Source organism: Streptomyces sp. SID3343 (genome assembly GCF_009865215.1).
Classification (GTDB): Bacteria; Actinomycetota; Actinomycetes; order Streptomycetales; family Streptomycetaceae; genus Embleya.
Window position 1 is genome coordinate 1 of the sequence record NZ_WWJX01000001.1, and the last position, 14435, is coordinate 14435.

The 14435-nt window shown below is 70.1% G+C and carries 11 protein-coding genes and 2 pseudogenes; 12 read left to right on the forward strand and 1 reads right to left on the reverse strand.

Annotation, left to right across the window (positions count from 1 at the left end; all coding sequences use genetic code 11):
• The 10 genes and pseudogenes from murD to GT354_RS00050 all read left to right on the forward strand — a co-directional run.
• Positions 1-510, forward strand: a pseudogene (gene murD, locus GT354_RS00005) (UDP-N-acetylmuramoyl-L-alanine--D-glutamate ligase); the annotation flags it as partial.
• Between the two features lie 11 nt (positions 511-521).
• Positions 522-1850, forward strand: coding sequence for a putative lipid II flippase FtsW (gene ftsW / locus GT354_RS00010; protein ID WP_161354045.1), 1329 nt, complete (start codon positions 522-524; stop codon positions 1848-1850).
• A gap of 5 nt (positions 1851-1855) precedes the next feature.
• Positions 1856-2950 (forward strand): undecaprenyldiphospho-muramoylpentapeptide beta-N-acetylglucosaminyltransferase, encoded by a 1095-nt coding sequence (gene murG / locus GT354_RS00015; RefSeq protein ID WP_161354054.1) that lies wholly within the window; start codon positions 1856-1858, stop codon positions 2948-2950.
• Positions 2951-2972: 22 nt separating this feature from the next.
• Positions 2973-3800 carry an FtsQ-type POTRA domain-containing protein gene (locus GT354_RS00020; RefSeq protein WP_161354046.1) on the forward strand — a complete coding sequence of 276 codons (828 nt, stop codon included), beginning with the start codon at positions 2973-2975 and terminating at the stop codon, positions 3798-3800.
• A gap of 289 nt (positions 3801-4089) precedes the next feature.
• Positions 4090-5262 carry a cell division protein FtsZ gene (gene ftsZ, locus GT354_RS00025; RefSeq protein ID WP_161354047.1) on the forward strand — a complete coding sequence of 391 codons (1173 nt, stop codon included), beginning with the start codon at positions 4090-4092 and terminating at the stop codon, positions 5260-5262.
• A 51-nt stretch (positions 5263-5313) separates the two neighbouring features.
• On the forward strand, positions 5314-6057 hold the full coding sequence (gene pgeF / locus GT354_RS00030; protein ID WP_161354048.1) for a peptidoglycan editing factor PgeF: 744 nt from the start codon (positions 5314-5316) through the stop codon (positions 6055-6057).
• A gap of 43 nt (positions 6058-6100) precedes the next feature.
• Positions 6101-6826, forward strand: a complete 726-nt coding sequence (locus GT354_RS00035) for a YggS family pyridoxal phosphate-dependent enzyme (RefSeq protein ID WP_161354049.1) — start codon at positions 6101-6103, stop codon at positions 6824-6826.
• 73 nt (positions 6827-6899) lie between these two features.
• A complete protein-coding gene (gene sepF, locus GT354_RS00040) occupies positions 6900-7556 on the forward strand; it encodes a cell division protein SepF (protein ID WP_161354050.1) in 657 nt (218 codons plus the stop codon).
• 62 nt (positions 7557-7618) lie between these two features.
• Positions 7619-7903, forward strand: coding sequence for a YggT family protein (locus GT354_RS00045; protein ID WP_161354051.1), 285 nt, complete (start codon positions 7619-7621; stop codon positions 7901-7903).
• 45 nt (positions 7904-7948) lie between these two features.
• A complete protein-coding gene (locus GT354_RS00050; RefSeq protein ID WP_161354052.1) occupies positions 7949-9220 on the forward strand; it encodes a DivIVA domain-containing protein in 1272 nt (423 codons plus the stop codon).
• A gap of 209 nt (positions 9221-9429) precedes the next feature.
• Here GT354_RS00050 and ileS read toward each other — a convergent pair whose 3' ends face one another.
• Complete coding sequence (ileS, locus tag GT354_RS00055) at positions 9430-12576, reverse strand: isoleucine--tRNA ligase (protein ID WP_161354053.1); 3147 nt, start codon at positions 12574-12576, stop codon at positions 9430-9432.
• Positions 12577-13211: 635 nt separating this feature from the next.
• On the opposite strand from ileS, the gene GT354_RS00060 reads away from it, so the two are divergent.
• Both GT354_RS00060 and lspA read left to right on the forward strand, forming a co-directional pair.
• Positions 13212-13679 (forward strand): TraR/DksA family transcriptional regulator, encoded by a 468-nt coding sequence (locus tag GT354_RS00060; protein WP_346011750.1) that lies wholly within the window; start codon positions 13212-13214, stop codon positions 13677-13679.
• Positions 13680-13720: 41 nt separating this feature from the next.
• Positions 13721-14320: pseudogene (lspA, locus tag GT354_RS00065) on the forward strand (signal peptidase II); the annotation flags it as partial.
• Between the last annotated feature and the right edge of the window lie 115 nt (positions 14321-14435).

The following is a 14435-nucleotide window of genomic DNA, read 5'->3' on the forward strand; positions in this document are numbered from 1 at the left end:
CGCGCCTACGGCGTGTCGCCGGCCGCGGTCCGCGCCGGCCTGCGCGCGTTCCGGCCCGACGCGCACCGCATCGCGCACGTGGCGACCGTGGGCGGCGTCGACTACGTGGACGACTCCAAGGCCACCAACGGGCACGCGGCGGCGGCCTCGCTCGCCGCCTACCGGGACATCGTGTGGATCGCCGGCGGCCTCGCCAAGGGCGCGTCCTTCGACGACCTGGTCTCCGGCGCGAAGAGCCGGCTGCGCGCGGCCGTGCTGATGGGCGCCGACCGGGCCGACATCAAGGACGCGCTCACCCGACACGCCCCCGATGTCCCCGTGGTGGAGGTCGCCGCGACCGACACTGGGGCGATGGAACTGGTCGTGGCGCAGGCGGCGGCGCTCGCGAGGCCCGGGGACACCGTGCTCCTGGCTCCCGCGTGCGCGTCGATGGACATGTTCGTCAACTACGGAAAGCGCGGCGACGCGTTCGCCGAAGCGGTCCGCGGACTCGACACCGACGCCGGCTGAGCCCTCGTCACATGGCCGCCGGGCAGGACACCCGCGAAGCGCGCCCCGCCTCTTCGGCCGAGTCGTCGAAGGCGCGGGGCGGCGCCCGCCTGCCCAAGCCCCGGCCGCCCGGCGCTCGGGGCACCCGGGGACTGTCCGGTGCCCGCAGAGAGCTGAGGCGGGCTCTGGACAGCCCCCTGACGGCGTACTACCTCCTCATGGGCTCGGGGCTGCTGCTCACCGTCCTGGGCCTGGTGATGGTGCTGTCGGCGTCCCAGATCACCTCACGGACCATCTACGGGTCGTTCGACGCGATCTTCACCAAACAGCTCATCGCGGTCTCGCTCGGCTTCCCGCTGATGTGGATCGCGTCACGTCTGCCGCTGCGGTGGTATCGCCGGCTGGCCTACCCGCTCCTGCTCGGCTGTGTCGCGGCACTGTGCCTGGTCCTCGTCCCGGGCCTGGGCCTGGAGGTCAACGGCAACCGCAACTGGATCGGCTTCGGCTCGTTCCAGATCCAGCCCTCGGAGTTCGCCAAACTCGCGCTCGTGCTGTGGGGCGCCGACGTACTGACCCGCAAACGGCGCCTGCTCGGCCAGTGGCGGCACATGTTCGTACCGCTGCTGCCCGGCGCGCTGATCATCCTGTTCCTGGTGCTGCTCGGCGGTGACATGGGCACGGCGATGATCATCACGGTGCTCGTGCTGGCCCTGCTGTGGATCGCCGGGGCCCCGGGACGGCTGTTCGTGCTGGCGCTGGGCGTGGTGAGCGTGGCGACCACCGTGCTGATCGTGCTCAAGCCGCACCGAGCCGCCCGATTCACCGGGTTCCTGGATCCGTTCGCCGACCCCAACGGCAGCACCCTGCAGGCCGCCCAGGGCATCTACTCGCTCGCGACGGGCGGCTGGTTCGGCAGCGGAATCGGCACGAGCTACGGCAAGTGGGGTACTTTGCCCGAGGCGCACACAGACTTCATCTTCGCCGTCATCGGCGAGGAACTGGGTCTCGTGGGGACGCTGTCCGTACTCACCCTCTTCGCGGCCCTAGGCTATGCGGGTATCCGCGTCGCGAGTCGCACGAAAGACCAGTTCGTGAGGCTCGCAGCTGGGGGTGCGACCGCGTGGATCATGGCCCAGGTCATGATCAACGTCGGTGCGGTGCTCGGCCTTCTGCCGATCGCCGGAGTACCACTGCCGTTGGTGTCCTACGGAGGTTCCGCCCTGCTTCCGACCATGTTCGCCGTGGGCATGTTGTTGTCCTTCGCCCGAGGTGAACCAAAGGCTGAGGCTGCGCTCGCGGCACGCGGGCCCGGGGCGGTACGTCGAGCGTTCGCGCGGATCCTGCCGCGCAGGGATGGGTGAATCAGGTGCATGTCGTCCTTGCCGGCGGAGGAACCGCCGGGCACATCGAGCCCGCTCTGGCATTGGCGGACGCGCTGCGCCGCCAGAACCCCAACGTGGGTATCACGGCGCTGGGCACGGCCAAGGGACTGGAGACCAAGCTCGTACCCGCTCGCGGCTACGAACTCGCGCTGATCCCGGCGGTGCCGTTGCCCCGCAAGCCCACACCCGAGCTGATGACCGTCCCCGGTCGCCTGCGCGGCACGATCCGCGAGGCCGCGGCCGTCCTGGAGCGCACCAACGCGTCGTGCCTGGTCGGCTTCGGCGGCTACGTCGCGCTGCCGGGCTACCTCGCGGCCAAGCGGCAGGGCGTGCCCACCGTCGTGCACGAGGCCAACGCGCGCCCGGGACTCGCCAACAAGATCGGTGCTCGCTACACCCGGTTCGTCGCGGTCAGCACCCCCGACAGCAAGTTGCGCGGGGCCCGCTACATCGGCATCCCGCTGCGCCGCGCGATCGCGACCCTCGACCGCGCCGCGCTGCGCGACGAGGCCCGCGCGATGTTCGGCCTCGACCCGATGCGGCCCACGCTGCTCGTGTTCGGCGGCTCGCAGGGCGCCCGGCGGTTGAACGAGACGCTCGCGGCCACCGCGCAGCAACTGCTCGCCGAGGGCGTCCAGGTGCTGCACGCGGCCGGACCCAACAACGAGTTGAAGATCACTTCGCCGCCCGGCGGTCCGGCCTACGTCGTGGTGCCCTACCTCGACCGGATGGACCTCGCCTACGCGGCGGCCGACATGGTGCTGTGCCGGGCCGGCGCGATGACGTGCGCCGAACTGGCCGCGGTCGGGCTGCCCGCGGCCTACGTACCGCTGCCGATCGGCAACGGCGAGCAGCGCCTGAACGCGCAGCCCGTGGTCAAGGCGGGCGGCGGGCTCCTGGTGGACGACGCCGAGCTGACCCCCGAGTGGATCCGCTCGTCCGTACTGCCGGTGCTCACCGACGCACGTCGGCTGCACGACATGGGCAAGGCCGCGGCCGAGTTCGGCCGGCGCGACGCCGACGAGGAACTGGTCCGGATGGTCCACGAGGCGATCGCCGCCGCGCGGTTGCCGCAGTAGGCGCACGGGACGAGGAGCGTTCTTGCCGAAGACGAAGGACCGCGCGCCGGTACGCCCGGCAGCGACCGCCGGGCGTCCCCGGCGCCGGCGCTGGACCAACCTGCGCCCGCTCCTCGTCGTCGTCACGCTCGTGGTCCTCGCGAGCGCCGGGTGGTGGACGGTCTACCACTCGTCCCTGCTCGACACCCGCAAGGTCTCGATCGGCGGCCTCTCGGTGCTCCGGCGCGACCAGGTCGCGCAGGTCGCGGCGGTACCGATGGGTCGACCGCTGGCCCGGGTCGACCTCGACGCGATCCGGACCCGGGTGGCCGCCGTGCCGCGGGTGGCCTCGGCCGAGGTCGAGCGGGACTGGCCGCACACGGTGCGGATCTCGATCCGCGAACGGGTGACCGCGCTGGTGGTCCCGGACGCGGGCCGCTTCGCGGAGATCGACAAGGACGGCGTACGGTTCGGTACGGTGGACGCCGCGCCCCCGGGGGTGCCGGTCGTCAAGGCCGACGCCGACACGGTGAGTCGGGAAACGCTACGGGGGGTGTTCCAGGTGGTATCGGCATTGCCGCCACCGGTCGCCCAGCGTGTCCGCGACGTCACCGCGCGAACTCCCGACGACATCGTGCTCGCGCTCGACCAGGGCGAGAGCGTCGTGTGGGGCGGGGCCGACGCGTCGGATCGCAAGGCGCTCGTGCTCGCGGTGCTGTTGCAGCGGCCGGCGAAGTTCTACGACGTCAGTGCGCCCGATGCGCCCGTGACACGAACCCAACCATTTCCCACTTCCGAGCCGGCGGCGGCCGCGCCGACATTACCGCCGGCGGCGCCGGTCGCGGTGAATCCGACGGCTTCCACTCCCTGACACGGAGCGGAAGCACCCCTTCACTGCGATAAAACAATAGGGACAGGTTCGGCGTGTTCGTTGAACCGTGTCCGGTGGGGACCTAGTGTCGGCCTAGCCCCAGGTTGACAAAGCTGTTCTGTGCACCGTTCGGGTCGGCGACGATCGATGCGCTGCGGTGTAAATCTATACCTGAGGGTGAGGGTTTTGGTGGCTCGCGGAAATCGCGTCCCGACCTCCCCAGTCGGCAAATGTCGTCATACCGGAACCACGGTGTGACGACCGGAACTCGAGGCGAGAGGCCTTCGACGTGGCAGCACCCCAGAACTACCTCGCAGTCATCAAGGTGGTCGGTATCGGCGGTGGCGGTGTCAACGCCATCAACCGGATGATCGAGGTCGGTCTCAAGGGCGTCGAGTTCATCGCGATCAACACCGACGCCCAGGCCCTCCTCATGAGCGATGCCGACGTCAAACTCGACGTCGGCCGGGAACTCACGCGCGGTCTCGGTGCCGGCGCGAATCCCGACGTCGGCCGCAAGGCCGCCGAGGACCACCGCGAGGAGATCGAGGAGGTCCTCAAGGGGGCCGACATGGTCTTCGTCACGGCCGGCGAGGGCGGCGGCACCGGCACCGGTGGCGCCCCCGTGGTGGCCAACATCGCCAGGTCGCTCGGCGCGCTCACCATCGGCGTGGTCACGCGCCCGTTCACCTTCGAGGGACGGCGCCGCGCGAACCAGGCCGAGGACGGCATCGCGCAGCTTCGCGACGAGGTCGACACCCTCATCGTGATCCCCAACGACCGGCTGCTCTCGATCTCCGACCGTCAGGTGAGCGTCCTCGACGCCTTCCGCTCGGCCGACCAGGTCCTGCTCTCCGGCGTGCAGGGCATCACCGATCTGATCACCACGCCCGGCCTGATCAACCTCGACTTCGCCGACGTCAAGTCGGTCATGTCCGAGGCCGGTTCGGCGCTGATGGGCATCGGCTCGGCACGCGGCGACGACCGCGCGGTGGCCGCGGCCGAGATGGCGATCTCCAGCCCGCTCCTGGAGGCGTCGATCGACGGCGCCCGGGGCGTCCTGCTCTCCATCTCCGGCGGCTCCGACCTCGGCCTGTTCGAGATCAACGAGGCCGCGCAACTGGTCAGCGAGGCCGCGCACCCCGAGGCCAACATCATCTTCGGCGCGGTCATCGACGACGCGCTGGGCGACGAGGTGCGGGTCACCGTGATCGCGGCGGGCTTCGACGGCGGTCAGCCGCCGTCCAAGAGCGAGCTCGGCAAGCCCGCGACGTCCACGACGGTCCAGGGGCCCCGGCCGGGCGAGACACGCTCGACCTCGGGTTCCGGCGGGCAGAGCGTCCTCAACGACCCGCTGCCGACGACCTACCAGGCGCCGACCACCCCGGGCCCGCGCACGCCGCTGGTTCCGGAGCCGATCAAGGACGACCTGGATCTCGACATCCCGCCGTTCATGAAGTAATTCGTCCATTCGGCCGTACCCGCGGTACCCGAAACGAGAGGTGAGCCCGACGTGTTCACGCGAAGGGCCGCCGACGGCGGCGCCCGTTTCGCCTTCACCGACCGGTGGGGCGGGGCGGGCGCCGCGCCGTTCGACGAGTTGAACCTCGGCGGCCATGTGGGGGACGACCCGCACATCGTCGCCGAGAACCGCGCCCGCGTTGCCGCAGCGGTGCACCTGGCCGCCGAACGGGTGGTGTGGATGGACCAGGTGCACGGCAACACCGTCACCGTCGTGGACGGCCCGCACCTGTCGCCGATACCCGCGACCGACGCGCTGGTGACCCGAACGCCGGGCCTGGCGCTCGCCGTCCTGGTCGCCGACTGCGTCCCCGTCCTCCTGGCCGACCCGTTCGTCGGAGTGATCGCCGCAGCGCACGCGGGCCGACCCGGCCTCGCCGCCGGCGTCGTCGCGGGCACCGTCGAGGCGATGTGCAAGCTCGGCGCCGACCGTTCGCGCATCGTCGCGACCACCGGGCCCGCCGTCTGCGGCCGGTGCTACGAGGTACCCGAAGCCATGCGCGAAGAGATCGCCGGCCGCGTCCCGGCCGCTCGCGCGAGAACTCGCGAAGGCACCCCCGCACTCGACATCCCCGCCGGGGTGTGGGCCCAACTGGCCGCCGAAGGCGTCTCGTCGGGCACCGACACGGGTGAGAAATCGCACATCTGCACCCGTGAGTCCGCCGACCACTTCTCCTACCGCCGCGACCGCACGACGGGCCGGATCGCCGGCTACGTGTGGCTCGCCGAGGACTGACCCCACTCCCGTGGATCCACCGGCCGTCGGCGACGATGGCCCCATGGAAACGGACGCTTCAGTGGGGGAACACACACCCGGCCGGCGCGACGAGATCGCCCGCAACCTGGCCGTCGTCGAGAACCGGATCGGCGCCGCGTGCGCCGCCGCCGGCCGACCGCGCGAGGACGTCACGCTCGTCGTCGTCACCAAGACCCACCCCGCGAGCGACGTGCGTCTGCTCGCCGGACTCGGAATCCACGACGTCGGCGAGAACCGCGACCAGGAAGCCGCGCCCAAGGCGGCCGAAACCGCCGAACTCGCCCTGGTATGGCACTACGTGGGCCAATTGCAGACCAACAAGGCCAAGTCCGTGGCCGGTTACGCCGACGTCGTGCACTCGCTCGACCGGATTCGCCTCGCGAGCGCACTGTCGGCGGCCGCGGCCCGCCACGAGCGCGAGATCACGGCGCTGTTGCAGGTCAGCCTCGACGGAGACCCGTCCCGAGGTGGGGTGTTGCCCGCCGACGTCGCCGAACTCGCCGACACGGTGGCCGCCTTGCCCCACCTGACTCTCGGTGGTGTGATGGCCGTCGCGCCCCTGGGCGCGGATCCCGCCCGCGCGTTCGCCGGTTTGCGAGAAATCGCAAGCCGCCTACGCGAAGCCCATCCGGCTGCCACCATGGTTTCCGCGGGGATGAGCAACGACCTCGAAGTGGCCATCGAGGCCGGGGCGACACATGTACGCATCGGTACTGCGGTGCTCGGAGTCCGGCCCTCCCTCCGGTAGCGTCGCCGTGAAGTGGATCGCACGACCCACGGTGACCTCAGCCGATCCACCGTGAGACCGGAGGAAGCGGAACATGGCCGGCGCAATGCGCAAGATGGCGGTCTACCTCGGCCTCGTGGAGGACGATGTCTACGAGTATGACGATTACGATGAGGACGACATCGGCCAGGACGGCCGCGACCGGGTCGAGCGCACCGATCGCCGCGAAGAGCGGCGGGAGGAGCGTCGCGAGGAGCCGCGAGACGCACGCGAACCGCGTGCGGAACCGCGAGAACGTCGCGAGGAACTCGTTCGTGGAGCGGCAGCCCTGCGCGATGCGGGGGCTGTTCGCGGCGAGAGCCGAGACGAAGGCCGCCAGGAAGAACACCGCGCAACCGTGTCCGCCATGCCCGAACGCCGTCCCGAGAGCAGCACACCGGTGACCGTACACAAAGTCGTCAGCGAACGTGAGCCTTACCGCATCACGACGCTGCACCCCCGTACCTACAACGAAGCCCGCACGATCGGCGAGCACTTCCGCGAAAGCACGCCGGTGATCATGAACCTGACGGAAATGGAGGACACCGACGCCAAACGTCTGGTGGACTTCGCCGCGGGTCTCGTGTTCGGTCTGCACGGCAGCATCGAGCGGGTGACCCAGAAAGTCTTCCTCCTGTCGCCTGCTAACGTCGATGTGACAGCCGAGGACAAGGCCCGCATCGCCGAGGGCGGGTTCTTCAATCAGAGCTGAGGTGTGCGAAAACTGACGCGAGGTGCCGATCCTTCCCGGAAGGCACATGAGGGGGCAGGTAAATGAGCATCGCGCTGGAGATCATCGGCATCGTGCTCTACTGCTTTTTGATCGTGCTGTTCTTCCGTTTGGTGATGGACTACGTGTTCCAGTTCGCGCGGTCGTACGAGCCGCGCGGGGCCATGGTGGTATTGCTGGAGGCGACGTACTCCATCACCGATCCACCGTTGAAGTTGCTGCGCAGGTTCATTCCTCCGCTGCGCCTCGGGGGTGTAGCACTCGACCTGTCCTTCTTCGTATTGATGATCATCGTCTACATCCTGATCTCCGTCGTGGGCAGGCTGTAAGCGGTACCGTCTGTCCGATGCCGACGATCACGTTGAGGTGAAGAGATGCCGTTGACCCCCGAAGACGTGCGCAACAAGCAGTTCACGACCGTCCGTCTCCGTGAGGGCTATGACGAGGACGAGGTGGATGCGTTCCTCGACGAAGTCGAGGGCGAACTGACTCGACTTCTCAGGGAAAACGAGGACCTGCGAGCGAAACTCGCGGCGGCGACACGTGCCGCCGCACAGAGTCAGCAGCAGGCTCAGCAGCGCAAGGAGCGTGAGCGTCCCGACGCGCCCGTTCCGGCGGCCATATCCGGGCCGACTCCCGTTCCTCCCCCGCCCCAGATGGGTGGACCGCAGGGGATGCAGGGTGGCCAGCACCAGCAGATGCAGGGCGGCCCCCAGCAGCTCGGTCCCGGTGGACCGCAGCAGCACCCCATGGGGGGACCGCAGCAACTCGGTCCCGGGATGAGCGGTCAACACCAGCTTCAGGGCCCGCCCCAGCACCAGTTGCAGGGTGGCCCCGGCATGCAGAGCGGCCAGCACCAGCTGGGCGGTCAGCAGCAGCACCAGTTGCAGGGTGGCCCGCAGCACCAGCTCCAGGGCCCGCCGCAGCACCAGCAGCAGCAGCACCCGCAGCAGCACCAACTCCAGGGCGGCCCGCCGCAGCTCGGCCCCGGTGGACCGCAGCAGCAACAGCAGCAGATGGGCAACCCCGGGGGCGACAGTGCCGCACGGGTGCTCGCGCTCGCGCAGCAGACGGCGGACCAGGCGATCGCCGAGGCCCGCTCCGAGGCGAACAAGATAGTGGGCGAGGCTCGTACTCGCGCCGAGGGCATGGAGCGCGACGCGCGCTCCAAGGCGGACGCCCTGGAGCGGGACGCGCAGGAGAAGCACCGCGTCGCGATGGGCTCTCTCGAGAGCGCCCGCGCCACGCTCGAACGCAAGGTCGACGACCTGCGCGCGTTCGAGCGCGAGTACCGCACGCGCCTGAAGTCGTACCTGGAAAGCCAGTTGCGTCAACTGGAGTCCCAGGCCGACGACTCGCTCGCGCCGCCGCGTACGCCGGCCACGGCCTCGTTGCCGCCGGCCATGTCGTCCGCGCCGGTACCGATGTCCCAGTCGATGCCGCAATCGATGTCGCAGCCGATGTCCCAGTCGATGTCGCAGCCGTCCTCGATGTCTCCGGCGATGACGCCGTCGATCGGGCAGCAGATGAGCCCGGCGATGACACAGCAGATGTCGCCGGTGCGCCCGCAGGCACCGCAGCCGCAGCAGATGCAACAGCCCTCGCCGATGCGTGGGTTCCTGATCGACGAGGACCCCGAGAACTGACCGGCCACTGAAGCGTCGGTCGTCTCATCCGAAAAGCGCCCGCCCCCGCAAGGGGGACGGGCGCTTTTCGGTTCTGGCGGCCGGCCGCTCGTCGAACACCGAACGCGGCCCGACACGGTGGGCGCCGGCGCGCCGAGCCGGCAGCCGAGTCCCGCTCCCGGGGCGGGCCTCGGCCGCCGGGGCGACGCCCGCCCCCGGGAGCGTTGCGGCTATGCCTTGCGGAGCCAGAAGCGCAAGCCCAGGACCGGGTCGCCGTGTTCGGGCAACTCCTCGTCCTCCGGGGCGCCTTGGGCGAAGGCCGTGGCGAGGACCTCGTCGCAGATCTGGACGCCGTGGGCCAGCAGCGCCGAGGTGGTCTCCTCGGATTCGTCCGCCGACCACCAGACGAAGATCCGGTCCGCCACGTCCAGGCCGCTGTTCTTGCGGGCCTCCTGGATCAGCCGGACCGCGTCGCGGGCCAGGCCCGCGAGCCGCAGTTCGGGCGTGATGGTCAGATCGAGCGCGACCGTGGCGCCCGATTGGCTCGCCACCGTCCAGCCCTCGCGCGGGGTCTCGGTGACGATGACCTCGTCGGCCACCACCTCGACGTCCTCGCCTTCGACCACGACGATCGCGGTGCCGTGCTCGCGCAGGGCCGCCGAAAGCGCCGCGGCGTCGGTCGCGGCGATCGCGCCCGCCACGATCGGGGTCCGCTTGGCGAACCGCTTGCCGAGGGCGCGGAAATTACCCTTCGCGCTGTACTCGACCAGATCGCCGCCCGCCTCGGACAGCGCGGCCACCGAGACCACGTTGAGCTCCTCGGCGATCTGCGCGCGCAGTTCGTCGGACAGCTCGTCCCAGCCCGACGCGCCGATCAGCGCGCGACCCAGCGGCTGCCGGGTCTTGACGCCGGAGTCGGCGCGGGTAGCCCGACCCAATTCGACCAACCGGCGGACCAGCGTCATGTGCCGCGACAGATCCGGCCGCACGAGCGACGCGTCCTGCTCGGGCCACGGCGCCATGTGCACCGATTCGGGCGCGTCGGCGTCGACCGGGCGCACCACGTCCTGCCAGACCCGCTCGGTGATGAACGGAACCAGCGGCGCCATCAGTTTGGTCACCGTCTCCAGCGCCTCGTGCAGCGTCGCGAGCGCGGCCGGGTCGGCGTTCCAGAACCGCCGACGCGAGCGCCGTACGTACCAGTTCGACAGATCGTCCACGAACGCGGTGAGCGCCTTGCCCGCGCGCTGGGTGTCGTAGGCCTCCATCGCGGTGCCGACGTCGTCGATCAAGGTGTTCAGCTCCGACAGCAACCACCGATCCAGCAGCGGCCGTTCGGCGGGCGCGGGGTCGCTCGCGCTCGGCGTCCAGCCGCCGGTGCGCGCGTACAGGGCCTGGAAGCTGACCGTGTTCCAGTAGGTGAGCAGCGTCTTGCGCACGACCTCCTGGATCGTCCCGTGCCCGACCCGGCGCGCCGACCACGGCGAACCGCCCGCGGCCATGAACCAGCGCACCGCGTCCGCGCCGTGCTGTTCCATCAGGGGGATGGGCTGGAGGATGTTGCCCAGGTGCTTGGACATCTTGCGGCCGTCCTCGGCCAGGATGTGCCCCAGGCACACGACGTTCTCGTACGACGACTTGTCGAACACGAGGGTGCCGATCGCCATCAGCGTGTAGAACCAGCCGCGGGTCTGGTCGATCGCCTCGGAGATGAACTGCGCGGGGTAGGACTTCTCGAACAGCTCGCGGTTCTTGTACGGGTAGCCGAACTGCGCGAACGGCATCGCGCCCGAGTCGTACCACGCGTCGATGACCTCGGGCACGCGCGTGGCCGAGACGCCGCAGACCGCGTCGCCCTCCTTGGCGGGGCACTCGAAGACGATCTCGTCGATGAACGGCCGGTGCGGGTCGAGCCCGGACACGTCCCGGCCGGTCAGTTCGGACAGCTCCGCGAGCGAGCCCACGCACGTGAGGTGGCCTTCGTCGCAGCGCCAGATCGGCAGCGGCGTGCCCCAGTAGCGGTTGCGCGACAGCGCCCAGTCGATGTTGTTGTTCAGCCAGTCGCCGTAGCGGCCCCACTTGACCGTGTCCGGGTGCCAGTTGGTGCGCTCGTTCTCGCGCAGCAGCGCGTCCTTGACCGCGGTGGTGCGCACGTACCAGGACGGCTGCGCGTAGTACAGCAACGCCGTGTGGCAGCGCCAGCAGTGCGGGTAGCTGTGCTCGTACTCCAGATGCCGAAACAGCAGCCCGCGCTCGCGCAGTTCGGCCACCAGCGCCTCGTCGGCCTTCTTGAAGAACTGCCCGCCGACCAGCGGGAGGTCCTGCTCGAACGTGCCGTCGGGGCGGACCGGGTTGACCACCGGAAGGCCGTACGCCCGGCAGATGCGCAGGTCGTCCTCGCCGAACGCCGGTGCCTGGTGCACGACACCGGAGCCGTCCTCGGTGGTCACGTAGTCCGCGAGCACGACGAAGTTGGCGTCCTCCATCGGCAGCAGGTCGAACGGGCGCCGGTAGGCCCAGCGTTCCATGTCGCGGCCGGTGAAGCGCTCGCCGGTGACGACCCAGCCCTCGCCGAGCGACTTCTCCACCAGCGGCTCGGCGACCACGAGCCGCTCGGTGCCGTCGGTGGCCACCACATAGGTGACGTCGGGGTGTACCGCGGCGGCCGTGTTGGACACCAGCGTCCACGGCGTCGTCGTCCACACCAGGAGCGCGGCCTCGCCGGCCAACGGGCCCGAGGTGAGCGGGAAGCGCACGTAGACGGACGGGTCGACGACCGTCTCGTAGCCCTGCGCGAGCTCGTGGTCGGACAGCCCGGTGCCGCAGCGCGGACACCACGGGGCGACCCGGTAGTCCTGGGTCAGCAGGCCCTTGTCGAAGATCTGCTTGAGCGACCACCACACCGACTCGACGTACTCGGGGTCCATCGTGCGGTACGCCTGGGACAAATCGACCCAGTAGCCCATCCGCTCGGTGAGTTCCTCGAACGCGCCGACGTGGGTCATCACCGAATCGCGGCACTTCGCGTTGAACTCGGCGATCCCGTAGCGCTCGATGTCGGCCTTGCCGGCGAAGCCGAGCTGCTTTTCGACGGCCAGTTCGACCGGCAGGCCGTGGCAGTCCCAGCCGGCCTTGCGCGGCACGTGGAAGCCGCGCATCGTGCGGTAGCGCGGGAACACGTCCTTGAAGACGCGCGCCTCGATGTGATGCGCTCCGGGCATGCCGTTGGCGGTCGGCGGGCCTTCGTAGAAGATCCAACGCGGGCCCTGGGCGGTCTGCTCCAGGGAGCGATCGAAGATGTCGTTGTCCCGCCAGAACGCGAGGACTTCGTGCTCCATGGCGGGCAGGTCGACCTGCGCCGGTACCGGGCGGTACATGTGGCTTCCTTCCGCGGGCTGTGATGCGTGCCAACCGAAGGGACGAGGTCGCCGGACGCGCCGACCCCGCGGTACCACCCTTCTTGGCCGCGCGCCGCGGTGGCGGGCACAACCCTCTCGTGTGCGCGAGGGTCGGCTCTACTCGGCTCGTTCGGGGACGAGCCTTTCCTCCGACAGCTCCGGGGTGATCTTCGCGCTCGCGCACACCTCCGGGCTCACACCGTCCCCGGATCGCTGGTGGCTGCGTGCGGCGCTACTCGTCCCCATCGACACCGTCTCGCTCTGCGGATTGTACGACCCGCGCGCGGGTCGGCGCCTCCGCCCCGTCGACGACCGCATCGAGCCGCGAGCGCGCTCAGGTGTATAACGATCCGCTCGGGAACCGGTAACGAACGGGAAACGTAGAACAGGGATAAGGGTGGTCGCGTCTGGGCACAACCGACTTACGTCGCCGCCCCGGCGCACTCAGTGACGGGACGGCGCGTCCGGTTGTCCGGGGCGACCCATCCCTAAGAAACAAGGGGGCCGTGACCATGACGGATACAGACAAGGCGACTGGCGGACGGACTCGCCGTGCGGCCGGTACGGCGACAGCGGCGCCACGAGCCGCGGCGCGGGGAGGGACGGGGCGGACGGTGAAGACGCCGGCACACGCGGCGACGCCCGCGGTGACCTTGCCGCCGACGCCGCCCGGCGGTATTCACGAGCCGACGGTCTATGTGGTCCGGTCGGGTGAGGACCCCTGGATCGACGCGGAACTGCAGGAGGTGCGTGACGGCCTCGTGGAGACCGTCCACGAACTGCGCGCCGAGATCGCGGTCTCCGAGAACGGCATCGCCGACCTGCTGCGCGACTCGGGGGAGGGCGCGGGCGACGATCAGGCCGACACCGGGACCAAGAATTTCGAGCGCGAGCACGAGATGTCCCTGACGAACAACGCCCGTGGGATGCTGGTGCAGTCGGAGAAGGCGCTGCGTCGCCTGGCCGACGGGACGTACGGGGCCTGCGAGTCGTGTGGTTCGGCCATCGGCAAGGCACGCCTGCAAGCTTTCCCGCGTGCGACCCTGTGTGTGACCTGCAAACAGCGCGAAGAGCGCCGGTAGCCCGAGGCCGCCGGCGGCGCGTCCGAGGACTGGAGCGAGCCATCGGCAGCGGAGCGGAACAACGGGGTGGCGCGGAGCCGGCGGCTCAGGCGCAGGAGCTTGGCGCCGGAGCAACCGCGAGCGGGGCGGTCGACGACGCGTCGACCGCCCCCACCGGCCGGCGCACTCGTCTGTACATCACCGTGCTGCTGGGCGTCGCGGCGTTCGCCTACGCGCTCGACCTGGTCAGCAAGCTGATCGTGGTCGCCAAGCTGGAGTACCACGCGCCGATCGACATCCTCGGCGACTGGCTCCAGCTGCGCGCCACGCGCAACGCGGGTGCGGCGTTCGGCATGGGCCAGGGGCTGACGATCGTGCTCACGGTGATCGCCGCGGGCGTGGTCGTGGTGATCCTGCGGCTCGCGCGCAAGCTGGACAGCCTGCCGTGGGCGATCGCGCTCGGGCTGCTGCTCGGCGGTGCGTTCGGCAACCTGACGGACCGGATCTTCCGGGCGCCCAGCGTGTTCGAGGGTCACGTCGTCGACTTCATCGCGCCCAAGCACTTCGCGATCTTCAACCTCGCCGACTCGGCGATCGTGGTCGGCGGGTGCCTGATCGTGCTGCTGTCCTTCCTGGGTCTACAGCCCGACGGCACGCGCGACGGCGCCGACGCGGCCGAGGACACGGACACGGACACGGACGCGAAGGCGGATGCGGCCGACGAGGGGACGACCGGCGAGTCGGCGGCCCCGACGACGACCGGGCCCGGGGCGACCG

Excerpts from the sequence above, each read along its gene's own strand:
- ftsW (WP_161354045.1), top strand. The coding sequence starts at position 522 with ATGGCCGCCGGGCAGGACACCCGCGAAGCGCGCCCCGCCTCTTCGGCC.
- GT354_RS00035 (WP_161354049.1), top strand. The coding sequence starts at position 6,101 with ATGGAAACGGACGCTTCAGTGGGGGAACACACACCCGGCCGGCGCGAC.
- sepF (WP_161354050.1), top strand. The coding sequence starts at position 6,900 with ATGGCCGGCGCAATGCGCAAGATGGCGGTCTACCTCGGCCTCGTGGAG.
- GT354_RS00045 (WP_161354051.1), top strand. The coding sequence starts at position 7,619 with ATGAGCATCGCGCTGGAGATCATCGGCATCGTGCTCTACTGCTTTTTG.
- GT354_RS00050 (WP_161354052.1), top strand. The coding sequence starts at position 7,949 with ATGCCGTTGACCCCCGAAGACGTGCGCAACAAGCAGTTCACGACCGTC.
- ileS (WP_161354053.1), bottom strand. The coding sequence starts at position 12,576 with ATGTACCGCCCGGTACCGGCGCAGGTCGACCTGCCCGCCATGGAGCAC.